The sequence below is a fragment of the Flavobacterium sp. GNP010 genome (assembly GCF_056428945.1).
Map to the genome: position 1 here is coordinate 26245 of NZ_JBWJVK010000013.1, position 25934 is coordinate 52178.

A 25934-nucleotide genomic window follows, 5' to 3' on the forward strand; every position below is an offset into this window, starting at 1 on the left:
TTTTCAGTACCGTTTACATGTTTTTTAAATAGGGAAGTCATTAACTTTTTATATGCTATGAAACCATTATTCATGTACATTATTAGGTATTTAGCGAATCATTTAGTGGGATTCACCTAATCCATTTTAAATTCGGGATACTATCGAAATTTTAAATTTATAAAAAACCCCAAAAATCATCTAGTTTTTTGGGGGCTTTCTATCAATTTATAAGTTGAATTATTTCGTCTCAGAACAAAGTCCAACGATCTCATGAAAAACATCATGCAATTCAGTAATTGATTTTACTATCGCAGCATCAGCTCCGTTTGAAGTAACTAATTCATGAAGCGCTTTACTTTTTAATTGCAAGCGTTCTGCCGAAGCCAATATTGCTTTTGTTTTAAATTCTTTTGGAATATCAGACTTTAATAGCAAAGCCGCCTTGTTCATCATTTCCTCTGAACGTGCTTTTATTGGTGCTAAATTTCCTTCCTCTGCAGGATGAAAAGTTTCAGACATTACACCATGAAATTCTTTTATGGCTGGCCATTTATCAAAAGTTGATTGTGCCGATACAGAATTTGCGACAACAATAAGTGCCAAGACTAGAAAGGTTTTAAGATGTTTCATTATGATTTGTTTAGGTTTAATTTGTTATACCAAATATAGTAAAATTTAGTTTTGACATGTTCCTATTTTCTTTTGGAATTCATTATTCATTCAATTTCCGAATCACTGTTGCTGGGTTTCCTACAGCCAGTGAATTATCAGGAATATTTTTGGTCACCACAGAACCAGCTCCAATAACACAGCCTTTTCCTATCGCGATTCCAGGGCATATAACCGTATTGCCACCAATCCAGCAGTCATCACCAATGGTTATTGGTAAGGCGTTTTCCTGAATTTTTCTCAGTTCAGCATCTAGCGGATGTGTGGCGGTATACAACTGTACATTGGGTGCAAAAAACACATTAGAACCAATTGTAACGGGTGCACCATCTAAAACCACACAGTTTACATTGAAATACACATTCGCGCCACACGTAATATTGTATCCGTAATCACAATGAAAGGGCGGTTCCACATAAAAATTCGCTCCTGCATTTGGGATTAACTCTTTTAGGATTTCCCGTGCTTTTTTTGTCACTCGGTATTCCGTTACATTCAATCTGTGAAGCAAATTTTTAGCTCTTCGACGGTCTTTTACTAAAACCGCATCGCCTGCGGAGTAAAAAGCTCCGGCAATCATTTTTTCTTTTTCGGTTTGTACTACCATTTTTTCTTTTTTATTTTTTGGGCATGCCCTCCGCAAAAGCTTCGGTCGGGCTCCTTCGTTTCAATCTTTATTGTCTCGTTTTGACAACGAGACAATAAAGGATTTCCACTGCGATCCCTCATGCAAATTAGATCCGTATTTTGACACTTGATGTAAATATACCAGAAAAATAGGTGCGCTACAATTCATCCATTAATTTCAACAGTTCGGTACAGTATAGTTTTTCATCGTTCGTAGCTATTCTATTTTTGTTTCATCAAAAAATCAAATCACATGAAAACTATTATTACACTTACCATTTTTTTATATACCACGTTTGTTTTTTCTCAAGCTACACTATCAGGAAAAGTAGTAGACGAGAAAGGAAAATCCGTTGCAGGTGCAAATGTTTTTATCGAAGGAACCTATGATGGTGCTTCAACTGCTGAAACGGGTAATTTTAGTTTTACAACCACAACAACGGGCAAGCAAATTTTGGTGGTGAGTTTCTTAATTTATGAAACTTCAAAAACGGTAATTGATGTAGCTGCTTTTCAAAATAAAACCATTAAACTTCGGGAGAGTGTAAACGCGCTTGATGCCGTTGTCATTACAGCTGGAACTTTAGAAGCAGGCGATAAATCAAGGGTTTCGGTACTAAAACCATTAGATATTGTAACTACAGCTGGTTCTGCAGGAAATATTATTGCGGCGCTGCAAACCTTGCCAGGAACACAAACCGTGGGCGAGGACGGCCGATTGTTTGTTCGTGGTGGCGAAGCCAATGAAACACAAACCTTTGTAGATGGCATTCGGGTAGCGCAACCGTATGGGGCAACCACGAATAATTTACCTACTCGAGGACGGTTTTCTCCCTTTTTATTCAGTGGAATATCATTTTCAACAGGGGGTTACTCAGCAGAATATGGTGAAGCATTGTCCAGTGTTTTGCTATTAAATACACAAGATGAACCAAATCAGAATAAAACCGAAATCTCTTTAATGACAGTAGGGTTAGGAATTGGAAATACTCAAAAATGGAAAAAAAGTTCGTTGAGCGTCAATGCCAATTACATTAATCTGGCTCCGTATCAAGCGGCAATTCCTCAAAATGTAGATTGGAACAGTCCTTTTCAATCTTTGTCTGGGGAAACGGTGTATCGCTATAACTTCAACAATGGAATTTTGAAAGTATATGCTGCTTTCGATTCTTCAAAATTTGATATCAATCAGGAAAGCATTAATTCGCTAGATAAAATCAGGGTCGCTTTAAACAATAATAATTTCTATTTGAATTCATCTTACAAGGGAGTTTTTGGAAATAATTGGCAACTTACTTCTGGGTTGAGTTATGGTTACAGCACAAACAAAGTCGATTTAGCTACTGATAAAGTGAACAACAACGAAAATGCAGCACATTTAAAATTAAAACTACGAAAAAGCTTTTCAGATCGATTGAAAGTTTCCTTTGGAGCAGATTATTTTGTAACCCAATTCAAAGAAGATTTTAATGAAAATTCGGGTTCTGTTTTTACCAATGGGTACGATTCAAATATTGGCGCTATTTATACCGAAGCGGATCTATTATTCTCTAAAAAGTGGGCGGCAAAAGTTGGTGTACGGGCTTCTAATAATGATTTGTTAAATGAAACGGCTATTTCTCCGCGGGTTTCTTTTGCATATAAAATGGCTAAAAACAGTCAGCTCTCCTTTGCCTACGGTGATTTCACACAATCTCCAAATACAGATTACATCAAATATTCTAACAATCATCAATTTGAAAGCGAGAAAGCATCACATTATATTTTGAACTTTCAATACAGTAAAAACGGAAAAACATTTCGTGCCGAAACCTATTACAAAGACTATCGTAATTTAGTAAAATTCGACACTCAAACGGCTCTATTTAATTCGGTTTATGACAATACAGGTTCTGGATATGCAAAAGGCTTGGATTTGTTTTGGAGAGATGGAAAATCTATCAAAAACTTAGAATATTGGGTTTCTTATTCGTACATCGATACCGAGCGTGATTATAAAAATTTTAGTTCTCAAGTAACGCCAAGTTTTGTTGCAGATCATAGTTTGTCTATCGTTACTAAATACTGGATCAATGACTGGAAATCACAAATAGGGTTTACAAACTCCTACAGTTCTGGTCGTCCCTACAACAATCCAAACGAAACAAAATTTATGAACGGTAAAACAAAATCCTACAATAGTTTAAGTTTCAATTGGGCGTATTTACTGTCACAACAAAAGATTTTATATTTCTCAGTTTCTAATGTTTTAGGTTCTCAGAATGTATTTGGTTACGAATACGCCAACAATCCAGACAATACTGGTTTTTATAAGCGAAAAGAGATCATTCCTACTGCTGATCGGTTTTTCTTTGTAGGTTTCTTTTGGACGATAAGCAATGATAATAAAGACAATCAATTGAGGAATCTTTAAAATGAGTCATACAATCTTTAAGTCTAAGGTCTAAAGTTCTTGTAAACGAAAACTCTTTCAACTTTATGACTCTCGACTTTGGACTAAAACACAATTCATCCATCAAATTCTACAGTTCAGTATTTATAAATTTTAAACCACGAATAACCGAGATACTTTTGAAGTATAAATTAATTATAACGTTTCAATCACAAAAAAAACAACTATTTAAAACCAAGAAATTATGATCAAAATTATCACAACTATCGCATTTTTTATCTGTAGTTTAGTATCTGCTCAGGGACAATTCGAACAAGGAATGGGAAAAGCTTTTCAATTATGGGGCGAAGGAAAAAACACTGAAGCTTCGTATGTATTCGAACGAATTGCAGCTGCCGAAAAAGCAAGTTGGTTGCCTAATTATTACGTTGCATTAGTAAATACCACAACTGCTTTTAAAACAAAGGATAAAGACCAAATGAATTTGTTGCTTTCAAAAGCACAAAAAGCATTGGACATAGAAATGGATAAAAATCCTAACAATGCAGAATTATTGGTTGTACAAGCAATGATTCACACCGCCTGGATTGCTTTTGATCCCATGACAAACGGACAAAAATTATCTGGAACAGTAATGCAATTATATGACAAAGCACAGGCAATTGCTCCAGAAAATCCAAGAGTAGTTTATAATAAAGCAGAGTTTGAAATAGGTAGTGCTAAATTTTGGGGAACCGATACCAAGCCAATGTGTGCTCAAATTGAAAAAGCTATCGGACTTTTTGCTACTTTTAAACCAGAAACACCTTTCTCACCAAAATGGGGTTTAGAAAGAGCGATCGAAGCACAAAAAAACTGTAAATAAGAACGCAGCATCTTGAAATTTCATGAAAAATGCGCAACAATAAAAAGCTACACAAATGAATATTCTCTATAATCAACTACTGAAAGCTATAAAACTAACACTAGTTATTTTTGTAGTAATGCAAATTATTAATGTGGTTATGGGTAGCGAAATCCATTTTGGTAAAAAATTACTAGTTCAGTTTTTCTTTACTGCATTGTATACTTGTTCACTTTATGGCGTAAATACGCTACTTTTCATGAAGTTGGATTCTTTTTTTACAAATCGATTTTCCGTAAAAAGACTAATCGCGGGTTTTCTCGGTTCCTTCATCGTTTCATTAGTCGTTATTTTTTTATTGCACGTTTTTGAAGAAGTAATCTATAATGGTAACTCATTTGACTATTTTTTGGGAAATGAAAAGCCTTCGAATTATTTGGGGTCCATAATAATTACGTTTTTTGTAACCTTATCTGTGTATGCCATTTCATTTTACAAGGGCTACAATGAAAATAAAGTCAAAGAGCAAAAAATCATAGCAGGAACAGCTAATGCCAAGTTTGAAAGTTTAAAAAACCAAATCGATCCGCATTTTCTTTTTAACAGTTTGAATGTTCTGAGTTCTTTGATCGAAGAAAATCCAGAAAATGCACAACGGTTTACCACTTCTTTGTCTAAAATTTATCGGTATGTTTTAGAACAAAAAGACAAAGAATTAGTTTCTGTTGATGAGGAATTGGCTTTCGCCAAAACCTACATGAACTTGCTAAAAATGCGTTTTGAAAACAGTCTTTTTTACGATTTACCAGCAACGGTTATAAATCCAGAGGCCAAAGTAGTGCCGCTATCGCTGCAATTATTATTAGAAAACACAGTAAAACACAATGTAGTGAGTGAGCAACGGCCGTTGCATATTAGGATTTATGTAGAGGGCGATTACTTAGCAGTTCAAAATGATTATCAAAAGAAGGAAGTGTTACAAGAACGTCAAGGCGTTGGTTTACAAAATATAATCAATCGTTACGGAATCATTACCAAAAGAAAAGTATTGATTGCCCAAAACGAAAAAACATTTACAGTCAAAATACCTATTTTAACCAAACAAATAATAGTAATGGATACCACTACAAATTACAACGAAAACAATGCGTATTACAAAGCAAAAAAGCGAGTAGAAGAGCTAAAAGGGTTTTACGGAAACCTAATTTCATACTGTTGCGTTATTCCTTTTTTAATATTTATAAATTTAAAATTCTCCCCACATTTTCAATGGTTTTGGTTTTCTGCTGTGGGATGGGGATTTGGATTAATCATGCACGCTTTAAAAGTGTATGGATACAGTTCGAACTGGGAAGAACGTAAGATTCAGGAAATTTTACAAAAAGAGGACAACAAGAAAAATTGGAATTAAAAACATAAAAAAGTAGAACATGGAAAATACATTTCAGAACGACGAGCGCTATTTTAGAGCAAAAAAACAAATTGAAGAAATTAAAGGATTTTATGGTAACTTGGTTTCCTACATTGTCTTTAACAGTGTGTTACTAGTGATTAATTTAGTTGCATCACCAGATCATTTATGGTTTTATTGGCCTTTGTTTGGTTGGGGAATTGGTGTAATTATCCACGGATTGAGAGTTTTTAATTATTTGCCATTTCTAGGTAAAGATTGGGAAGAGCAAAAGATTAAAAAACTCATGGATCAGGAGAATAAAAAAAATTGGGAGTAATCCAGATTAGATAATTTTTTAAATTAGATTATGATTTTGGCGATCTTAATCGGTTTCACTTAAAAAGAAAATAGTATGATAAACAATACTGAGGTGGATTATAATGGCCACCAACCAGAGGATAAGTATGCAGAAGCTCAAAGAAAAGTTAAAAAATTAAAAGGCTTTTATAACCATTTGATGATTTACATATTGGTTAATGTTTTTATTTTTTTCCTAAACGTTAATGACCTAAAACCGGGTGAAAGTTACTTTAAATTAGAAAATTTCTTTACAGCATTTTTTTGGGGAATAGGACTGTTGTTTCATGGTTTGTCCGTTTTTGGGGGAAATATATTTTTTGGTAAAAGTTGGGAAGACAAAAAAATCAAGGAATTGATGGAAAAAGAGAAAAGTGAAAAATGGGAGTGATAATATGATTTTTCCTTTATATTTGGGAGCATTTCAGTAGTCAATATTTATAATTTTAATCATAATTCAACCTTGAAAAAATATCTACCAGTCATAACTATTTTAGCACTTATTAAACTTTCTATTCACCTAGTAGGAAACCAAAATTATGGATTTCATCGGGATGAATTATTACATTTATCAGTAAGTGAACACTTAGATTGGGGGTATTTTGAATTTCCGCCTTTTATTGCTTTTGTTGGTAAAATTGCCCAATTTACTTTTGGTTATTCGCTATCTGGTGTTCGGTTTTTTTCCACACTGGCGGGAGTTGGGATACTAGTACTTTGTTGTTTGATTGCCAAAGAATTGGGAGGAAAGACAAAAGCAATTTTGTTAGCAGGAGTTTCTGTTTTAGCTTTTGTTCCTTTTTATCGCAATCACATGTTGTTCCAGCCTGTAGCTTTCGATCAATTTTTTTGGACACTTGGATTTTATTTTTTGATTAAATATTTCAATACTAAAAATGTAAAATTCCTTCTATTACTTGGGGTTTCTGCTGGTTTTGGATTAATGAATAAGTATACCATATTAGTTTGGGGATTAGGAGTCGTAGTGGGTTTGTTGTTTTATGAAAAAGGTAAATTATTCAAGAATAAATGGCTTTATCTTTCTGGATTAATTACTTTTTTAATTGTTTTACCAAATTTAATTTGGCAAATAAATCATCAATTTCCACTGTTATTGCATTTGCAAAAGTTAAAAGAAAGTCAGCTAGATGAGAATGGTCCTTTTGATTTTGCAATAGAGCAATTAAAACATCCTTTCACGCTAACAATAAGTCTAATCGGACTTTTTGCTTATTTTTTCGATAAGGATTTAAAAAAGTATAGAACGTTTGGAATAGCTGCTTTAGTGATATTTGTCAGTATGTGGATCATGCAGTCTAAGGCTTATTATTTCTTCGCTATTTATCCTTTGTTATTTGCCGCTGGAGCAGTGAAAATTGAAAAATTACTACTAAATAAACCAAGATGGAATTATGCAGTAGTCTCTGTTTTATTTCTTCCAATACTTCCTTTTTTGCCTCACGCGATTGCTATTTTGCCAATAGAAACCTATATTGGTTACTCTAAATTAGAACCAGAAAAAAATGGGCGCATTCATCTCACAGATGATTATGCTGATATGTTTGGTTGGGAAGAACAAGTGAAATTAGTTGATAGTATTTACCAATCATTACCTGCAAAAGATAAAAACAATTGCGTTATTTGGGCAGAAAATTATGGTGAAGCCGGAGCAATAGAAATCATTGGAAAAAAGTATGGATTGCCAAATCCAATTTGTAGCAACGGAAGTTTTTGGCTTTGGGGAAGTGGGAAAACAAGCGGACAAGTTTGTATTAGCATTGGTAATGAAAAGGAAGTCATCGAAAGGGTTTTTGCAGATTATAAATTAGTGAAAATTATAAAACACAAATATGCAATCGAAGAAGAAAATAATATTCCAGTGTACCTGTGCCGAAAGCCAAAAATAAATCTTCAACAAAAATGGAAATCATTGGAGATTCATGTGTTTGATTAGTAAATAGCAAAATAAACAGTATACTTTTTGAAAACTTAAATATAAATGATGACTACTATAATAATTGAAGACGAAAAACCTGCTGCCAGATTACTGCAAAGAAAATTAGGAAAATTAAACGTTGCAGTAGGAGTAATGTTGCACTCTGTGGAGGAATCTATTGATTGGTTTTCTAAAAATGAGCATCCTGATTTAATTTTTCTTGACATTCAATTATCAGATGGGTTGTCCTTTGAAATTTTTGAAAAAGTAAGTATCAAAAGCGCTGTGATCTTTACAACTGCCTATGATGAATATGCGCTTCGTGCTTTTAAATTAAACAGTATCGATTACCTCTTGAAACCCATCGATGAAGATGATCTTGAGGCCGCTGTTACTAAATTTAAATTACTGTTACCAAAACAAGAATTACAAACTCAAAATCTTACTATCGATTTTGAGCAAATCAAAAAAATGCTAACCAATCCTTTTGAAAAAACTTATAAAAAGCGATTCACAGTAAAAATTGGGCAACATTTAAAAGTGATTTCAATTGAGGAAATTGAATGTTTTTTTAGCGAAAATAAAGGAACGTATTTGCATACTTTTGACAATAGGAATTATTTATTGGAATGCACATTGGAACTTTTGGAACAGGAATTAGATCCAGCAGATTTCTTTCGAATCAGTAGAAAATTTATAATTCCTCTGAAAGCAATAAAAGAAATTGTTGTATACAGCAACTCTCGTTTGAAAGTTATTTTGCCTTCTTATAAAGAGGAAGAAGTAATTGTAAGCAGAGAAAAAGTATCTGATTTTAAGACTTGGATTGAGTAATTTTAAAACATAAAAAAACTGTTTCAAATGAATATCAAAAAATCCTAATATGAAATTTTGACTCTAACAATTGAAACAGTTTTAAGTACGTGTTGGATTTAAAAATTAATCAAATAATGATTTAATTTCTTTTTCTGTCTTTCCTAATTTTTGCTGTAATTTACCCCACATTTCATCTTCTTTTCCTTCGTCGTAAAGTAAATCATCATCGGTCAAATCGGCATATTTCTGTTTAAGTTTTCCTTTCAACTCATTCCAGTTTCCTTCAATCTCTTTTGAATTTGGCATAATATCTAAGTTTTAAATTACTATTTGTTCTTTACAAATTTGGTTATTTTAAACGGTTAAAATGTTATGCAATTCTAGGAAACAGTTGTATAATTACTATCCGATTTATTTTTCTTCACCGTAATAAAAATGAAATAGTTATTATGAAATTAATTAAATTATTAATTCATATAAAATCATTTAAATCACTGGTAATGTACTGTTTAAATTAGCGGTATAGATTTTTGTTATCAGGAGTTTAAGCCTTAAACACTGTTTTTCTGATGCCAATTATCACAAAAATAAATAGGGTGTAAATAATGAAAAATGGAATGATGTATTCTATGAATCCAGCAGGTAGCATTATTGCAATTATCAACAATTGAAAACCCAAACCGTAAATGGATAGTAGTGTCATAAACCAGTTGGGGAATGTCTTTACCTTATATGCGTTTTTATCTAGGGAGTGAATTATTTTGTCAAAAACGCCATATACAATAGTATAAATGCCAAACAAAATATCGACCGATTTTTGAGTTTCTCCTGCTAAAGCGCGTGGTGATTTGTATTCGAAAACTTTGCTAGTTGTGTCGCCTCCAACCGATTTATTTCGAAGTATTACATAATAATAATTGTATAAAGTGCCTTGTAATTGAATGCCAATAAAGGCCAAAATTGTCAGCCAAATTGTTGTTTTCGAAACATAACAAATAGTCATTAAAAATAGAAAATTGAGTATGATATCAAACACGCTATCAAGGTATCGACCAGTATAAGAAGGGGTGTTTTTCTGTCGTGCTAATTCACCATCTGCAGCATCAATTCCGGATTTTAAAACTATAAAAAAACCTGCCCAAAAATACGATCCGTCAAGAATACTATAAATAGCGATTAAACCCGAAACTCCAAAAAGCAGGGTGACATGAATGGGTGTAAAGCGGGTATCTTTTAATTGACTGGCTAGAAGTTTTCCGAACGTTCTTCCATAATCTGATAAATCTAAAAATTTATCTTGAGCGGCAAGTTTTGACATTTTAGTACTACGTGAACAAAGGTAAATGCGACAATATAGTCTGAATTTTATGTTTTTATGAATGTATTTTTTTTGATTTAGATTCTAAAATAATGTAAAATTGAACTCCAAACAATAGAGTTGCTAATACCACATGAACAGTTTGTGTACCAAATGGAAAATCAAGATAATACATGGCTATTCCAGAAATAATCTCCATAATTAAGATTGCTATTACCCATTTTGTTTTTGAAAATCCTAAACTTAATTTGTGGTTTAGTGAAAACAAGTATAAATTAGTTAGCAATACTACAATAGAAAAAGAACGATGAATGTAAAACACTAGGGTTGGATTTTGAAGCCACATGATTTCTGGCGCACCAGTTTTTGAAATGATGTCTACTTGTTCTCTCACATCGGTACCTAAAACAATCTGAATTAAAGTAAGCGCTAATGATATTAGTAAAATGGTATTGAATTTAGCATTGTAGCCAACTTTTTTCTTGTTGTTTTGAGTGCTGTGAATAACAATTAATTGAAAGGCTACAATTAACAATGCAGCAAGCATGTGAGTAGTTATTTTGTAGGGACTTAAATCAGAGTCTACAACGGTTTTTCCCAGCCATGCCTGAAATCCCATTAAAACACACACTAAAAAGGTCAGTAAAAGGAGTGTTTTATTTTCTTTCCTATACCCAAAAGCAAGTGCAAAAGTGATGACACACGCAATTCCTGCTAGTGCTCCCAATAATCGATTAATATATTCTACCCAAGTGTGTATTGGGTTGAAAATAGCGTAATCGTGTTTGGTGTATTTTTCCCAGTTCGACGCATCAAAATTTGTTTTTGAAGTAAAACCAGTTTTGGCAACTAATAGCATTTCGTCTTTGATGATCACTTGACCTTTATCATATTCTTTTTGTGCTGTAAAAAGCAGTTCTTTTTTCTCTGTTGGCGGTATGTAATATCCAAAGCATTTTGGCCAATCTGGACAACCCATTCCAGAGCCTGTCAATCGTACAAAGGCACCGGCAAAAATGACAAGATATACAAGAACTAAAGCTATTTTGGCTGATTTTAAAAAGTATTTTTGCACTCGAAATTTATTTTGGTAAAATTATCTTTTTTTGGTGTAGAAATAAAATGCACAATAGTTAAACTTTAACTAAACCTAATTTGGTCGCTTTTTTCAACATGAATTCATAAGCAGCTTGGTACTCGTTAGGGATTTCGCCTTCCAGAATGGCTTCCTTTATAGCTTCTTTGATCATTCCGATTTCTTTTGATGGTTTTAAGTTGAATAACTCCATAATTTCTTCTCCTGAAATAGGCGGTTGAAATTTACGTACGTGATCACGTTCTTCAACTTCAACAATTTTTTTCCGAACGATTTCAAAATTTTTGTGGTATTTCTTGAACTTATTTGGGTTTTTAGTCGTTATGTCTGCTTCGCATAACGTCATTAAATTTTCAACATCTTCACCAGCATCAAAAACTAAACGACGAACGGCACTATCGGTAACCATATCTTGTGATAAGACAATAGGGCGGGAGCTCATCATTACCATTTTTTGCACAAATTTCATCTTTTGGTTTAACGGCATATGCAATCTTTCGAAGATTTTTTTTGCCATTTTCCCGCCAAGAAATTCATGACCGTGAAAAGTCCATCCTTGTTTTTTATTGAAACGTTTCGTGGGTGCCTTTCCAATATCGTGTAGTAAAGCAGACCAACGCAACCAAACATCATCTGTATTGGGGCAAATATTATCAACAACTTCAAGCGTGTGATAAAAATTATTTTTGTGTGTGTGACCTTCAATTTCCTCTACTTGATTTAATGCAGTCAATTCAGGTAAAATAATATCCAAAAGGCCGGTTTGGAATAAAAGTAAAAATCCTACTGATGGTTTGTCTGTAGATAGTATTTTATTCAACTCGTCTACGATGCGCTCCCCAGAGATGATCTTGATTCGGTTTGCGTTTTTGGTTATCGAATTTAGCGATTTTTCTTCAATTTTAAACCCCAATTGGTTGGCAAAACGAATTCCTCTCAACATGCGTAAAGGATCATCAGAGTAGGTAATATCCGGCTCTAAAGGTGTTCTTAGAATCTTTTTTTCAAGATCTAGTAATCCTTCAAAAGGATCCAGTAAATCCCCATAATTTTTTACATTAAGCGAAATAGCGAGCGCGTTGATTGTAAAATCACGACGGTCTTGATCGTCTTGTAGTGTGCCGTTTTCTACAATAGGATTTCTACTATCAGATTGATAGGATTCTTTACGAGCGCCTACAAACTCTATTTCGGTATCTTCAAAACGCAACATGGCGGTGCCATAGGTTTTAAAAACTTGAACTTTTGGTTTATTGGGAAGTAGTTTTGAAACGTGTAAAGCCAATTCGATTCCGCTGCCAACGGCAACAATATCAATATCTTTTTTGAAATCTCTTTTTAAAAGTAAATCTCGCACAAAACCACCAATTACATAACTATCAACGTTAAGTTCTTGGGAAGCTTGAGAGATGACTTCGAAAATTTTATTTTGTAATGCTTGTTTATAGTTCATTTTTTATTACCGCAAATTCGCTAATTATTTTTTGGTATCAACGATACGTTTGTATTCAAGGGAGGTCAAGTTAAAATTAACTAGTATGGCAAGTTTGTTTCCAGAAATTTTTAAATAATTTAAACACTGATTGTAATGGCTATTGTTAAAACATTCGACAGTTTTTATTTCAAGAATTATTTTGTCAAGAATTATAAAATCTGCGTAAAATTTATGTTTTAAGATGGAATTTTTATAGTTAACAGAATATTCTTTTTTCCTCTCATAATGAATATTATTTTCGTTAAATTCAAATTCTAGAGCATCTTTATATACGATTTCTGAAAAACCTTTACCTAAATTTTTTGTACTTCATACAATAGTCCAACAATTTTATAACATTCTTCTTTATAAATTAAGTCATCCATTTCTAAAATTAAATTAGCGAATTAGCGGTGAAAAACTTTTATTTCCGAATAATTTTAACCTGACTGTCTGAACTCAATTTTATAATCGTAGAAGGTTTTCCTCCAATTTTTTCACGATGCAAATTTACAACATAGTCCACACCTTTTATAATTTCGGGACTAATATCTTTAAAGGCAATGGGCGTAGGTTTCCCAGAGATATTTGCCGATGTTGAGACTAATGGTTTTTTCATTTTTTCCATTAATTTAAAGCAAAAAGGTTCCTTGACAATCCGAATTCCAAGAGATTTATCTGCTGATATGATATTTGGAGCTACATTTCTAGGATTATCTAAAATTAGAGTGGTTGGGTTTTCAGATAAGTCGATAATTTGCCAAGCCACTTCTGGGATATCTTTAAAAACATTGTACATCATTTTTTCGCCATTCATCAAGACGATCATGCTTTGGGTTTCGGCTCTTTGTTTCAGTTTGTAGATCTTGGCCACCGCCTCAGCATTTGTGGCATCACAACCAATTCCCCAAACGGTATCTGTAGGGTACAAAATAATTCCGCCTTCTTTTATTATTTCGTAAGCGTTGTATATTTCTTGGTTGATATCCATATTTATAATTTCTTGAATTTGATTTTAATGAATAAAATTAATTTTTTATATTCTTTTTTTGGACTATTATAACGAAAATTAATGTAGTTTTTATGAGCGATATAAAGTTCCTTCGTTTCCACTGAAGTTTTATTGTGTATAGATTTAAACTTTTCTATTTCAAAACTTAGTAATGTAGCTTGATATGATTTATTGGCTCTTGGAATGGATTTAATTTCTTCCAAATATTTATTTGTTACCTGTAAATAGGATTGCTGCATTAATTTGTAATTTTTAGATAAACTAGTTGATAGAATTCTGTAATTGAATAATTTTTGATCTACAAATCCAAATTTATAACCTTTTTTTGATAATCGTAAATTGATGTCCCAATCCTCTGTTGCAACTTCTTCATCAAAAGGATTTTCATTGAGAATATTTTTTTTTACAAAAAACCCAACATTTCCTGTTGTATTTCCAGCAATGTTTTCTTCAAAAACATTATGAATTGTATTTATTATTTTTTTCTTTCTTTTGGAGCTATAAAACGCAATTTTTTTCTTTTCTTTTTCATGGTATTTATATCCATCAGCTAGTATTACATCAAGATTGTTAACTTCTAAATATTCTAAACGTTTTTCAATATTTTCTTTTTCATACCAATCATCACCTGATAAAATTGAAATGTACTCTCCAGAAGCTTTTTTTACTTGAATATTTAAATTTTCTGAAACGCCTTTATTTACTTTATTTTTGAAGCCAATATATTTTAATCCGCTATTTTTTAATATAGCATCGCCAATTTCAAAAGTTTTGTCTTTTGAATTGTTATCCAAAAAAATAACTTCTAAGTTATTATAGGTTTGATTTAGGATGGAATGACATGCCTGTGCAATGTATTTTTCATGATTCATTGCTATTAGAGTAATTGTTACCAAAGGTTTATTTGTCATTTTTAGTATGAATTTAGTGCGGAAATTACATTTTGAACTTCTTCACTAGTCATTACAGGACTTATTGGAATACTCAAAACTTCCTGATGGATTTTTTCAGTTATTGGAAAATGTAACTGGTTGAACTCTTCATAACATTTTTGTTTATGAGGAGGAATTGGATAATGAATTAAAGTTTGAACCCCTCTTTCGAAAAGATATTCTTGGAGTAAATCTCTATTTTTTGTACGAATTACATATAAATGCCAAACATGTTCATTCCGATCAATAGGGAAATTTGGAAGTATTATTTTAGTATTTTGAATTTCGATGCAATATCGTTTTGCAATTTCTTTGCGTTTGTTGTTGTCCAGATCAATATACTTAAGTTTCACATCAAGAACGGATGCTTGAATTTCGTCTAAACGACTATTTAAACCTTTGTATGAGTTTACATATTTCTCATCAGAACCATAATTTGCCAACGCTCTTATGGTTTTTGCTAATTTATTGTCATTAGTAGATACAGCTCCAGCATCGCCTAATGCTCCAAGATTTTTACCAGGATAAAAGCTAAAACCAGCGGCGTCACCAAGATTTCCTGCTTTTATACCTTTCCATTCTGCACCAATGGATTGGGCATTATCTTCAATAATTTTAAGATTTTTTTTATTTGCTAATGCTTTTAATTCTTTTGAAAAAATAATTTGGCCATACAAATGCACAACCATTATTGCTTTTGTTCTGGTTGTTATTTTTTGTTCAATTTTTGAAATATCTAAATTGTAAGTTTCGATATCAGGTTCAACAAAAACAGGAATTAGTCCATTATCAGTTATGGCTAGTACAGATGCGATGTAAGTATTTGCTGGAACAATAATTTCGTCCCCTAATTTTAAATATCCAAGTTCGATGTATCCTCTTAAAATTAATCTCAAAGCATCTAAGCCATTGGCAACACCAATACAGTTTTTTGTGCCTAAATAAGTTGCTAAATTCGTTTCAAAAGTCTTTACCTCATCACCTAATAGATACCATCCACTTCTAAAAGTTTTTAAAAGCTTTTCTTCAATTTCATTTTGATATTGAATATTTATTTTTTGTAAATCTAAAAATTTAATCATTGCTTATGATTTTACCGTAATTATCAATTATTCCTCTTTGAATTGCTGGATTTCCAAACCATAATGTATTTGCAGGAATATCTTTTGTAACGACGCTACCAGCACCAATAAGTGCATTTTCACCAATAATTATTCCAGGAAGTATAGTGGCATTTGCACCAATAGAAGCTCCTTTTTTAATGAGGGTTTTTTCAAGTATGAAATTAATATTTTTTGATCTCGGAAATACATCATTAGTGAATGTAGCATTAGGGCCAATCATAACATCATCCTCAATGGTAATCCCGTCCCAAATTTGGACACCTGGTTTTATGGTGACATTATTCCCTATAGTTACACTGTTTTCAATAAAAACATTACAATTTATATTGCAATCTTCTCCTATTATTGCATCTTTAAGAATAATACAAAATTGCCAGATTAGGGTGTTTTTGCCAATATTTGTTGATTGAACATCAGCGGTGGGATGTATTTTTACCATAAGTAAGAAATCAGTTCTTTTATTTTTGTTCGATATTAGTAGGATTTATTTGAAAATCGGAATGAAAATGTATTAGCTTTTTTTAGAGACATAATAATTAAAATCAAAATTTACAATTTATTCAAAGTTTAAAAAAATTGAAAAATTTTCCCAGACGTCACTCATTAAAACAATTCTTTTCATTTTTTTTGCAAATATAACATATGTCAATGCAGCTCCTGTAGCTCAAATGATAAATTTTTGTTTTTGCATAAGACAAACTAGTCCGAGAAAATTTAGATCTTTAAAAAAGACTTTTTTACTGCTCAATAATTTTATCCTCTTTAGAATTTCTTGCTTTTTATTTGCATACTATGTAAATTCTAACAATTGTGAGTTTACACCCGTTTTTATTCAATTTTAAATTTGCTATTTTTCTACTAAATTCCACAATTGGCTTTCATGCATTTGTGAATAAAGAAAATAATTTGTGTTTTGTAAGTAGTACAATAAAGTAAACGAAGGAGTTTAAAACTTCAATTTTTATAACTTTAGACTTTTATGAAATCCGTATATTCGCGAATATAATCAATAACATCATATTCGATACTAGCAATGCACATTTGAACAGCATTGTGAGTGTATTTCATAGTTCTCCAACACATTTTTGGAATAAACAGCCCTTTGTCAGGGGAATCAAGTATGAATTTTTCAATTGTTCCATCTTTTAATTCTGTTGTGACAATAATTTCTCCAGCAACAGCAACCAAAATTTGTTCTAATTCAAAATGTGAATGGCCACCTCGGTCTACACCTTCTGGTGTATAATAAGTCCAATATATTCTTTTTGGGATAAAAGGGAGATCTTCTTTTTCTGCTAATGAAATGTATCCTAAAGAAGGTTCTCCTATTTTAGGGAATTGTATTAGATGTGGCTTGGAATTATACATATTAATTGATGGATGTTTTAAAATGTTATTTTAACAAAAATATAAAAAAAAGAGTACTTTTGTTGTTTTAATTTTTAATCTGTTAGATGAAGAAAATTCAAGTTGGCTTTTTGGTTTCATACGATTACGAATTACTTAAAAACGCTATACCTCAAGTATATAAAGATTCGGACACGATTTTTTTGGCGATTGATAAAGGTAGAAAAACATGGAAAGGTGAACCTTTTTTTATCGATAATGATTTTTTTCAATGGGTAAAATCTGTCGATACCGACCATAAAATAGAAATTTACGAAGATGATTTTTATTGCCTGGAGTTAACCACTATGCAATCAGAAGTTAGAGAGCGTAAACTGCTAGCAAAAAAAATGGGTGTTGGAAATTGGTTGATTCAATTGGATGCAGATGAATATTTTTTACACTTTAATTCGTTTGTAGCATTTTTAAAGTCAAAAAATCATTTGCTAGAAAATCCAGCTAAGACGCCTGTACAAGTATCACCGTTTTTAATTAATTTGTATAAAAGGGTAGAGGGAGGTTTTTTATATGTAGATAATGCAACAAAAGTTATGGTAGCAACGAACTATCCTAATTATAAAACAGGAAGAAATACAAAAGCTCAAGTCATTTATCAGGATTCGCTAATTTTGCATGAATGTTTATCCAGAACTAAAGAAGAACTGTTAATGAAGTTTAGAAATTGGGGACACGATGTAGACGTAAGTGTCGATAGCTTCATGAAAAAATGGGAGAAAGTAAATGCGACTAACTATAAAACAATGAATGATTTTTTCTATCTGGAGCCGGATAGTTGGAAATCTCTTGAATTTGTGAAAGGAGATTCCTTTTCAGAAGTTTTTGAAAATTTTGAAAAAAAGAGTGATTTTAGACGTTCTAGGTTTTTTATACGGAAGAAAAATTTTGGACAATGGTTTAAACATTTATTTAAAAAAGAATAATGAAAATAGCACTATTAATTTCGACCTATAACTGGCCTGAATCACTTGATTTGGTGCTAAAAAGTGCTTTTTTTCAAACACATTTGCCTAATGAGATTCTTATAGCTGATGATGGTTCAAATGACGATACTAAAAAACTTATAAAAGAGCTTGAGCAAAAAGTGAGTGTGCCAATACATCATATTTGGCAAGATGATTTAGGTTTTAGAAAATCAAAAATTTTGAATAAGGCTATTGCAAGAACTACTGCAGACTATATAATTCAGGTTGATGGGGATTGTATTATGCATAAAAATTTTGTTGAAGATCATGTAAAAGCTGCTCAAAAGGGAGTTTATTTATATGGTTCTAGGGTTAATATTTTGCCAAATTTTGTAGTAAATATTTTCGCCAAAAAACAAATTGATTTTAACTTCTTTTCAAAACAAATTAAAAATAAAACTAGAAGCTTACATATTCCTTTACTATCAAAATTTTATAAAATTCATGATGGTATCTCTAATAAATTTAGGGGTTGTAATGTCTCTTATTGGCGTGATGATTTTATTGCAATTAATGGCTACAATGAAGATTTTGAAGGTTGGGGAAGAGAAGACTCTGACTTAGTTATTCGTATGGGAAATAACGGAGTAAAAGCAAAAAGAATACGATATGCTGGAATTGTATTTCATATTCATCATAAAATTAATTCTAAACAGAATTTTGAGTTAAATGATAAAATACAAAATGAAACGATCTTAAAAAAAACTATTAAAGTAGCCAAGGGTATCGATCAGTATTTACACTAAAATTCGATTTTAGGAAATTTTTTATATTGTAATAATTCTCAAAAATTAGTCTAATAATTTGTGATCTTTGTTCAAATCATATTATAATCTTTGACTAAACATATATTGAATCTCTAATTTTATACCGTGTTGAAACTTAAATTTTAAACAAATTTTATTTGATTAAGATAAAATGAATATTTTCATTTATTAGTCTATTTTTCGATACATAAGCCATAGTAATAAATAGCGTTTAAGCACGGCGAAAGAATGTAAATAGGCTAAAATAAATCCTTCTTTCCCATCTAGAAATCCTAATTTCAAAATATAGTTTTTTAAAAAAAGAGCTATTGGGCGAAGGAAGAAATGATAGATATTAGGTCTTATTTTTTTTTGATAAAGTTCTTGTGCCTCTAGCTTACTGAACAAATTTAGTTTCTCATTATAGGTGTCAAAATTTTTGTAAGCGTAATGATTACTATGATTTTTTAAAACAGCTGTTTTTCCTTGTATAATAAGTTTTTCGTGTACTAAAATTTCGTTATAATGGCATGATTGCTTCTTAAAAATCCGAATCGATTTTTTGGGGTTACAACCTCCAAATTTCATCTGTTTTCCCATAAAATGGAAATTACTTTTTACATAATATGCTGAAAAAATATTTCCAGAGCTAATTGTCATTTGAATTTCTTTAGCAAGTTCTGGAGAGATGTTCTCATCTAAATCAAAAAAGAGAACCCAGTCGTTATTGGATTGCTTTAGTGCAAAGTTACGTTGTGTTGCAAAATCATCAAAAGTTCTTTGAATTACGGTAACACCAAGTTCTTTTGCAAGGGAAACAGTAGCGTCAGTACTGTAGCCATCGATAAAGATAATTTCATCAGCAAAAGAGAAATTTTGAACATATTTTTTTACGTTCTCTTCTTCATTTAAAGTGATTGCCAATACAGTTATTTTTGGTGTCAAATTATTTTCTTTAAGATAAGACATGAACGGGGCAAATGTAATAAATTTACAATTGTATTTTTACAAAAAAAGCAAATGGCGCAATTACCTATTTTAATGTATCATAATGTTTCCCAAAAGGAATTAGAAAGTAATGGTCTTACCATTTCTATTCAGAAATTAGATAATCAATTCCGCTATCTAATGGAGAATAATTTCGTTTCCTTTCATCTTTCAGAATTAGAATCGCTGTCAACCATTCCGCCAAAAAGCGTAGTGTTAACTTTTGATGATGTGACTGAAAATCAGCTTTTTTATGCTTATCCTTTACTCGAAAAATACAATTTGAAAGCTACTTTCTTCATTCCATTTCAATACATTGGTAAAGCTGATTTATGGAATCAAGGAAAAGAAAAAATCATGTCGGTTCAAGACCTAAAAAGCCTTAGTCCTAGAATAGAATTGGGTTTGCATTCTTATGCTCATGGCAAATACGATTCAATGTCAGCTGCTGAAATTAATGAAGATTTCGAAAAATGTTTGCAGATTATCGAACAAAATGATCTGAAAGTATACCATGCACTAGCTTATCCTTACGGTAATTTTCCAAAAAAGAATCCAAAAAATGCAAATTTCAAAACTATTTTAGAAAACAATAATATCAAAATGGGATTACGCATTGGAAATAAAGTCAATAAATTTCCGTTTAAAAATAGGTATGAAATTATGCGAATTGATGTGAAAGGTGAGGACAGCTTACTGCAATTTAAATTAAAATTACGCTTTGGAAAACTGAAATTATTTTAGACCTTTTTCGATTAAAATTATTTTTGCATAGCGAGAAAAAACTCCATAAGCATTCACGCTTGCAAGAGCCAAACCTGGAATCCCATCCATAAAACCTCTTTTTAAAATATAGGACGAAAAAAAGCGGTAAAAAGGTTTGAATATCAAATGAAAGTAGGTTGCTTTTTTCCCCTTATCAAAAGATGTTTTTGCTTGAAACCAAGCATAAGAATCTTTTTTCTGTAATAAATTTGTTAATCCTTTGTAGGTGTAATGAATCATAAAATTTTTCAGTATTCCAATACTTCCTTCTACGTGTAATTTTTCATGAACATCGCCTGTGAAATAAATGTTTTTATTTTTTACCAAACGAACAACTTTGTCTACTTTGTGGTATAAAAAACGATTCATATAAAAATGGGGAAAACAAATTTTATAACCAGCATGCTTGCCTTCCTTAATTACGGATAGAATTTCTAGCTTGAGCTTTTGAGTTACTCGTTCATCACCATCCAGAAATAATATCCAATCTCCCGATGCTGATGAGATGGCATGATTTTTTTGATTCGAAAAGTTGTCAAATTTTCGTTCAAGCAAAGTACAGCCTAAAGCGATTACTTTTTCTCTTGTTCCATCCGTACTGAAAGAATCAATTACAATAATTTGATCAGCAAAATCGATTGATTTTATGGCGTCTTCAATGTAGTTAATCTCATTATAGGTAGGAATTATGACCGAAAGTGTACTCATTATTTCTTTTTATGAAAAACAAAATTAACAAATTTGCGTTACCTTTGCAGCATTATGCAGAAGAATATTTCAGTAATTATAAGCACATACAATTCGACCGAATGGCTTAAAAAAGTAATTTGGGGATACAATACGCAAACCTATCGCAATTTTGAAATGGTTATAGCTGACGATGGTTCTCGACAGGATACCTTCGATTTGATTGAAGAATTGAAAAAAGAAGTTTTTTATCCCATCATTCATGTTTGGCATGAAGACAATGGTTTTCAGAAATCCCAAATTTTAAATAAAGCCATTGTAGCTTGTACCACAGATTATATTATGATGTCTGATGGCGATTGCATTCCTCGTCCAGATTTTGTTGAACAACATATAAAATTTAGAGAAGAAGGCTATTTTCTATCTGGTGGTTATCATAAATTACCCTTACAATTATCTAAGGATATTAGTAAATCTGATATTTATGCTGATTTGTGTTTTGATGTTTCTTGGTTAAGAAAACATGGAATGAAATCTTCATTTAAAAACAATAAAATTAATGCTACAGGTTTAAAAAGTAGTATTCTAAATTTTTTGACCCCTACAACTCCAAGTTGGAATGGGCACAACGCATCAGGTTGGAAAAAAGATATTCTCGCTATTAATGGTTTTGATGAACGAATGCAATACGGCGGACAAGACAGAGAATTAGGGGAACGATTAGTAAATTATGGCATTAAGCCAAAGCAGATAAGGTACAGTACAGTTTGTTTGCATCTCGATCATCCTCGTGGATATGCCACTGAAGAATCGATAAATAAGAACAGAAACATTCGTAAAGAAACAAAAGTGGAAATGAAAAAATGGACTGATTTTGGCATTCTAAAAAAATAAAAAAAGCAACTCTTGGAGTTGCTTTTTTGCTATAAATTATTTTTTAAAAAGAGGTCTAATGCTGGTAGAACTAACTCTGGTGTAAGTTGCTGGTATAATGCATCAGGATTTTTCTCGATTTTCTTTCGTTCTTCAAAAGTAAACTCATCAAATAGGTTTGGTTTTATTTCGAGTAAATGAACTGAATGATGAAATTTTCCGTCCTCGAAACTTGCCCAGTGATCTTTATTTACATAAGGTGAGAAAATGGTAAAAGTAGGTTTATTCAATGCTTTGGCAATATGTACCGTTCCTCCTTCATTGGCTACTAAAACATCGCATTTATCCATGATTTTGATAAAATCACGTATGTTTTTAGCTTTAATATCAAAAATGATATCCGCCTTATTTTGGCAAAGATTGTAAATTTTTTGTGCTTCTTCTTTTTGGTTAGGCGCATAGTTAAACAATATAGATACATTGTAGTTTGCGGCTATAAAATCAACCATTTCTGCAACATATTCGTAGGGCATAGATTTTTGGGGTGTACTTCCTAATATACCTACTACAACTACTTTTTTATTTGAAGGCAACTCTAAGTTAGCTTCATTTTTCTCGTTGTCAGTTAAAAATATTTTAGGTTCATAATCTATAGGCTCATAATTACCCGATTGGTTTAACAAATGAATCCGATCTTCGATAGCCTTACCACAAATTTTTGTTTTCTCTTTCGAAATAGCTACGGGATGAGTATAATAGCCCCAGTTCCCTAGTTTTTTTCTGCTTTTATGACCAATAGTTTGTTTGGCTCCAGAAAATTTACAGATTAGTTTACTCTGTGTTTTGGAGTAAGGATCAAAAATAATATCATATTTTTCGTTTCTGATTTGGCGAATTAATCGAAATAAAACAGGTAGTTTCTTTAGCTCTTTATCATTAATTGAGATAATTTTATCAATATTTGGATTGTTTAGGATTACACCATGGGTAAAATCGTAAGCCAAAAAATGAACCGTACTGTTTGGGTATTTTGCCTTAAAGTTATTTGCTATTACGGAACTAATCAAAACATCGCCAATGCGCTTATTTTGTATGATTAAAACTTTTTTCATAAAATTATTTCTAGGTACAAAGTACTATTTTTTATACTTTTAAACCAAATTTAAATAAAACATAGTGCAAGTTATTCTTCATCCCGATTTTAAAAATCAGAAAAATTCTATTCTTCAATTAGTTGCGACTTTTTTTAATGAAGGAGATTTAATTGTAAAAGGTGCAAGAAACACAATAAAATCCAACGATTTGGACGGGAAAAGAGTTAACATTAAATATTTTGCCAAACCAAATCTTTTTAAATCAATTATCTATTCTTTTTTTAGGAGCACAAAAGCTAAACGTTCTTTTGATTATGCTAATTATTTACTAGTACATAATATTGCTACTCCTGCTCCAATTGCTTATGTTGAAAATCGAAATCGCTTCGGTTTTTTATCAGAAAGTTATTACATATGTGACCAAGTCGAATATGATTTTACAATCAGAGAATTGATACACGATCCCTTGTTTCCCGACCGAAAAAATATTTTAGAGCAGTTTACAGAATTTACCTTTAGGATGCATGATGCTAGCATTAATTTTTTAGATCATTCTCCTGGTAATACTTTGATTGTAAAGAAAAGTGAAGGGAAATATGATTTTTATTTAGTTGATTTAAACCGAATGAAATTTGAAAACCTGTCCATTGAAGCTCGAATGGATAATTTTAAGAAAATGTGGTTGTCTAAAACAATGGTAAAAATAGTGGCTAGTACTTATTCAAAATTAAGCCAACACCCTGAAGAAAAATTGCATAAAATACTTTTAAAAACAACAACCTCATTCAAGCGAAAAATCACTAAAAAGAAATACTTGAAAAGAAAAATAGGCAAATAAAAAAGTCCCAATTTAGAATTGAGACTTTTAATATATTAATACCAAATTAAACGGCTACGTCATATTCTCGAAGCGCATTATTCAAGGAAGTTTTTAAATCAGTTGATGGCTTGCGTGTACCAATAATTAATGCGCAGGGTACTTGAAAATCTCCAGCTGGAAAAGATTTGGTATAACTCCCTGGTATCACAACTGAACGTGCAGGAACATATCCTTTCATTTCAACAGGCGTTTCTCCGGTTACATCAATAATTTTTGTTGAGGCTGTTAAACAAACATTGGCACCTAGAACGGCTTCTTTACCCACATGAACACCTTCAACAACGATACAACGAGATCCAATAAAAGCACCATCTTCAATAATTACTGGAGCAGCTTGTAAAGGTTCAAGAACGCCTCCAATACCTACACCACCGCTTAAGTGTACATTTTTACCGATTTGAGCACAGCTTCCTACAGTTGCCCAAGTGTCTACCATAGTTCCTTCGTCAACATATGCACCAATATTTACATAGCTAGGCATCAAAATCACACCACTTGAAATGTAAGCTCCGTAACGAGCAACAGCGTTTGGAACAACGCGAATACCTTTCTCGGCATAGCCTTTCTTTAATAACATTTTATCGTGGTATTCAAAAATTCCAGATTCCCATGTTTCCATTTTTTGAATAGGGAAGTACATAACGACCGCTTTCTTAACCCATTCATTTACTTGCCATCCTTCGCCGACTGGCTCCGCAACACGTAATTTTCCGGTGTCTAATAATTCGATAACTTCTCTGATAGCATCAGTTGTTGTCGTTTCTTGCAACAAAGCACGGTTTTCCCAAGCTTGTTCTATAATTGTTTGTAATGGATTCATTTTTGATAGATTTTTGGCAAAGATAGGATTTTTAGCTAAAAGCAAAAAGTCAATTTTATTTGAAAATGTTATATATTTGTGCATATAATTGATTTAGTATGGAAACATTCATACTTGAATTTAATCCAAAAAATCACTCATATATATTAGAAATATTGAGTTAATTATCTTCAGACGAATTGAAAATTGTCCATTAGGATGTAGAATACAAAGCAAACATACTACATCAGCTAGTTGCCGTTTTCGGATTTATAAAAAATAAAGATTCCCTATAAAAATGCCAAGAATTCTCTCCATAGATTACGGACAAAAACGAACCGGAATAGCCGTCACTGATGAAATGCAAATTATAGCTTCAGGACTGACAACCATTCCTTCTCCAACCGCGATTGCTTTTTTGAAAGATTATTTTGCCAAAGAAAAAGTAGAAGCAGTACTTATTGGAGAACCCAAACAAATGAACGGAGAACCATCCGAAAGTGCTTCGATCATAAAAGGATTTGTAACCCATTTTTCGAACCATTTTCCTGAGATGAAAGTCATTCGCGTTGATGAGCGCTTTACTTCAAAAATGGCTTTCCAAACGATGATCGATAGTGGCCTCAGTAAAAAAAAGCGACAAGATAAAGGACTTATTGACGAAATTTCAGCAACCATAATGTTGCAAGATTATTTAAATCGGAAGCCTTTTTAGAATTTAATTGTTATCCATTTGGTTCGGTTAAGCTTACATTACAATTT

General features: G+C 31.9%; 29 protein-coding genes. 13 read left to right on the forward strand and 16 right to left on the reverse strand.

The features are described 5' to 3' along the window. Positions 1–219 precede the first annotated feature (219 nt). Together AC061C_RS07300 and AC061C_RS07305 are read right to left on the reverse strand one after the other, a co-directional pair. Entirely contained in the window at positions 220–612 is a 393-nt protein-coding gene (locus tag AC061C_RS07300) for a hypothetical protein (RefSeq protein ID WP_478290624.1), read from the reverse strand. An 82-nt stretch (positions 613–694) separates the two neighbouring features. Continuing rightward, positions 695–1258 (reverse strand): sugar O-acetyltransferase, encoded by a 564-nt coding sequence (locus AC061C_RS07305; RefSeq protein ID WP_478290625.1) that lies wholly within the window; start codon positions 1256–1258, stop codon positions 695–697. A gap of 273 nt (positions 1259–1531) precedes the next feature. On the opposite strand from AC061C_RS07305, the gene AC061C_RS07310 reads away from it, so the two are divergent. The 7 genes from AC061C_RS07310 (at position 1532) to AC061C_RS07340 (ending at position 9034) form a co-directional block, all read left to right on the forward strand. After that, positions 1532–3691 carry a TonB-dependent receptor gene (locus tag AC061C_RS07310; protein WP_478290626.1) on the forward strand — a complete coding sequence of 720 codons (2160 nt, stop codon included), beginning with the start codon at positions 1532–1534 and terminating at the stop codon, positions 3689–3691. A gap of 223 nt (positions 3692–3914) precedes the next feature. Then, a complete protein-coding gene (locus AC061C_RS07315) occupies positions 3915–4535 on the forward strand; it encodes a hypothetical protein (RefSeq protein ID WP_478290627.1) in 621 nt (206 codons plus the stop codon). Positions 4536–4590: 55 nt separating this feature from the next. Further along, on the forward strand, positions 4591–5925 hold the full coding sequence (locus tag AC061C_RS07320) for a histidine kinase (protein ID WP_478290628.1): 1335 nt from the start codon (positions 4591–4593) through the stop codon (positions 5923–5925). Between the two features lie 19 nt (positions 5926–5944). Continuing rightward, positions 5945–6244: a 2TM domain-containing protein gene (locus AC061C_RS07325; protein WP_478290629.1), complete on the forward strand. Its 300-nt coding sequence runs from the start codon at positions 5945–5947 to the stop codon at positions 6242–6244. A gap of 75 nt (positions 6245–6319) precedes the next feature. Further along, positions 6320–6655 carry a 2TM domain-containing protein gene (locus tag AC061C_RS07330; protein ID WP_478290630.1) on the forward strand — a complete coding sequence of 112 codons (336 nt, stop codon included), beginning with the start codon at positions 6320–6322 and terminating at the stop codon, positions 6653–6655. Positions 6656–6727: 72 nt separating this feature from the next. Next, positions 6728–8218, forward strand: a complete 1491-nt coding sequence (locus AC061C_RS07335; RefSeq protein WP_478290631.1) for an ArnT family glycosyltransferase — start codon at positions 6728–6730, stop codon at positions 8216–8218. Positions 8219–8266: 48 nt separating this feature from the next. Next, positions 8267–9034, forward strand: coding sequence for a LytR/AlgR family response regulator transcription factor (locus AC061C_RS07340; protein WP_478290632.1), 768 nt, complete (start codon positions 8267–8269; stop codon positions 9032–9034). 105 nt (positions 9035–9139) lie between these two features. On the opposite strand, the gene AC061C_RS07345 is transcribed toward AC061C_RS07340, so the two are convergent. From AC061C_RS07345 to AC061C_RS07390, 10 genes are all read right to left on the reverse strand, one after another. After that, entirely contained in the window at positions 9140–9322 is a 183-nt protein-coding gene (locus AC061C_RS07345) for a CsbD family protein (RefSeq protein ID WP_309759718.1), read from the reverse strand. 238 nt (positions 9323–9560) lie between these two features. Continuing rightward, positions 9561–10334: a CDP-alcohol phosphatidyltransferase family protein gene (locus tag AC061C_RS07350; RefSeq protein ID WP_309759716.1), complete on the reverse strand. Its 774-nt coding sequence runs from the start codon at positions 10332–10334 to the stop codon at positions 9561–9563. Positions 10335–10389: 55 nt separating this feature from the next. Further along, positions 10390–11409 carry a COX15/CtaA family protein gene (locus AC061C_RS07355; RefSeq protein WP_478290633.1) on the reverse strand — a complete coding sequence of 340 codons (1020 nt, stop codon included), beginning with the start codon at positions 11407–11409 and terminating at the stop codon, positions 10390–10392. A gap of 58 nt (positions 11410–11467) precedes the next feature. Continuing rightward, positions 11468–12883 carry a CCA tRNA nucleotidyltransferase gene (locus tag AC061C_RS07360; RefSeq protein ID WP_478290634.1) on the reverse strand — a complete coding sequence of 472 codons (1416 nt, stop codon included), beginning with the start codon at positions 12881–12883 and terminating at the stop codon, positions 11468–11470. A gap of 24 nt (positions 12884–12907) precedes the next feature. Further along, positions 12908–13201, reverse strand: a complete 294-nt coding sequence (locus AC061C_RS07365) for a GxxExxY protein (protein WP_478290674.1) — start codon at positions 13199–13201, stop codon at positions 12908–12910. A gap of 127 nt (positions 13202–13328) precedes the next feature. Continuing rightward, positions 13329–13895: an L-threonylcarbamoyladenylate synthase gene (locus AC061C_RS07370; protein ID WP_478290635.1), complete on the reverse strand. Its 567-nt coding sequence runs from the start codon at positions 13893–13895 to the stop codon at positions 13329–13331. Positions 13896–13897: 2 nt separating this feature from the next. Then, positions 13898–14827, reverse strand: a complete 930-nt coding sequence (locus AC061C_RS07375; protein ID WP_478290636.1) for a glycosyltransferase family 2 protein — start codon at positions 14825–14827, stop codon at positions 13898–13900. A 2-nt stretch (positions 14828–14829) separates the two neighbouring features. After that, entirely contained in the window at positions 14830–15930 is a 1101-nt protein-coding gene (locus AC061C_RS07380; RefSeq protein ID WP_478290637.1) for a DegT/DnrJ/EryC1/StrS family aminotransferase, read from the reverse strand. Further along, positions 15923–16411 carry an acyltransferase gene (locus AC061C_RS07385; protein WP_478290638.1) on the reverse strand — a complete coding sequence of 163 codons (489 nt, stop codon included), beginning with the start codon at positions 16409–16411 and terminating at the stop codon, positions 15923–15925. Before AC061C_RS07385 ends, AC061C_RS07380 begins: the two co-directional genes overlap by 8 nt. Positions 16412–16941: 530 nt before the next feature. Continuing rightward, a complete protein-coding gene (locus AC061C_RS07390) occupies positions 16942–17340 on the reverse strand; it encodes a sugar 3,4-ketoisomerase (RefSeq protein WP_478290639.1) in 399 nt (132 codons plus the stop codon). Positions 17341–17426: 86 nt separating this feature from the next. Between AC061C_RS07390 and AC061C_RS07395 the strand changes: the two genes are divergently transcribed. Together AC061C_RS07395 and AC061C_RS07400 are read left to right on the forward strand one after the other, a co-directional pair. Next, positions 17427–18299, forward strand: coding sequence for a hypothetical protein (locus tag AC061C_RS07395; protein ID WP_478290640.1), 873 nt, complete (start codon positions 17427–17429; stop codon positions 18297–18299). After that, on the forward strand, positions 18299–19087 hold the full coding sequence (locus AC061C_RS07400) for a glycosyltransferase family 2 protein (protein WP_478290641.1): 789 nt from the start codon (positions 18299–18301) through the stop codon (positions 19085–19087). Before AC061C_RS07395 ends, AC061C_RS07400 begins: the two co-directional genes overlap by 1 nt. 189 nt (positions 19088–19276) lie before the next feature. Here AC061C_RS07400 and AC061C_RS07405 read toward each other — a convergent pair whose 3' ends face one another. After that, positions 19277–20056, reverse strand: a complete 780-nt coding sequence (locus AC061C_RS07405) for a glycosyltransferase family 2 protein (protein ID WP_478290642.1) — start codon at positions 20054–20056, stop codon at positions 19277–19279. A 51-nt stretch (positions 20057–20107) separates the two neighbouring features. On the opposite strand from AC061C_RS07405, the gene AC061C_RS07410 reads away from it, so the two are divergent. Continuing rightward, complete coding sequence (locus AC061C_RS07410) at positions 20108–20818, forward strand: polysaccharide deacetylase family protein (RefSeq protein ID WP_478290643.1); 711 nt, start codon at positions 20108–20110, stop codon at positions 20816–20818. Here the strand turns inward: AC061C_RS07410 and AC061C_RS07415 are convergent. Further along, positions 20810–21547 carry a glycosyltransferase family 2 protein gene (locus AC061C_RS07415; RefSeq protein WP_309759696.1) on the reverse strand — a complete coding sequence of 246 codons (738 nt, stop codon included), beginning with the start codon at positions 21545–21547 and terminating at the stop codon, positions 20810–20812. The genes AC061C_RS07410 and AC061C_RS07415 overlap by 9 nt on opposite strands. Before the next feature lie 54 nt (positions 21548–21601). Here AC061C_RS07415 and AC061C_RS07420 point away from each other — a divergent pair, with 54 nt between their 5' ends. Continuing rightward, positions 21602–22420 (forward strand): glycosyltransferase family 2 protein, encoded by an 819-nt coding sequence (locus tag AC061C_RS07420; protein ID WP_478290644.1) that lies wholly within the window; start codon positions 21602–21604, stop codon positions 22418–22420. A gap of 29 nt (positions 22421–22449) precedes the next feature. On the opposite strand, the gene AC061C_RS07425 is transcribed toward AC061C_RS07420, so the two are convergent. Continuing rightward, a complete protein-coding gene (locus AC061C_RS07425) occupies positions 22450–23511 on the reverse strand; it encodes a glycosyltransferase family 9 protein (RefSeq protein ID WP_478290645.1) in 1062 nt (353 codons plus the stop codon). A 64-nt stretch (positions 23512–23575) separates the two neighbouring features. Here AC061C_RS07425 and AC061C_RS07430 point away from each other — a divergent pair, with 64 nt between their 5' ends. Beyond that, positions 23576–24331, forward strand: a complete 756-nt coding sequence (locus AC061C_RS07430) for a lipopolysaccharide kinase InaA family protein (RefSeq protein ID WP_478290646.1) — start codon at positions 23576–23578, stop codon at positions 24329–24331. A 46-nt stretch (positions 24332–24377) separates the two neighbouring features. On the opposite strand, the gene AC061C_RS07435 is transcribed toward AC061C_RS07430, so the two are convergent. Further along, complete coding sequence (locus tag AC061C_RS07435; RefSeq protein WP_478290647.1) at positions 24378–25193, reverse strand: 2,3,4,5-tetrahydropyridine-2,6-dicarboxylate N-succinyltransferase; 816 nt, start codon at positions 25191–25193, stop codon at positions 24378–24380. A 277-nt stretch (positions 25194–25470) separates the two neighbouring features. Here AC061C_RS07435 and ruvX point away from each other — a divergent pair, with 277 nt between their 5' ends. Beyond that, positions 25471–25887: a Holliday junction resolvase RuvX gene (ruvX, locus tag AC061C_RS07440; protein WP_309759683.1), complete on the forward strand. Its 417-nt coding sequence runs from the start codon at positions 25471–25473 to the stop codon at positions 25885–25887. Positions 25888–25934: the final 47 nt, after the last annotated feature.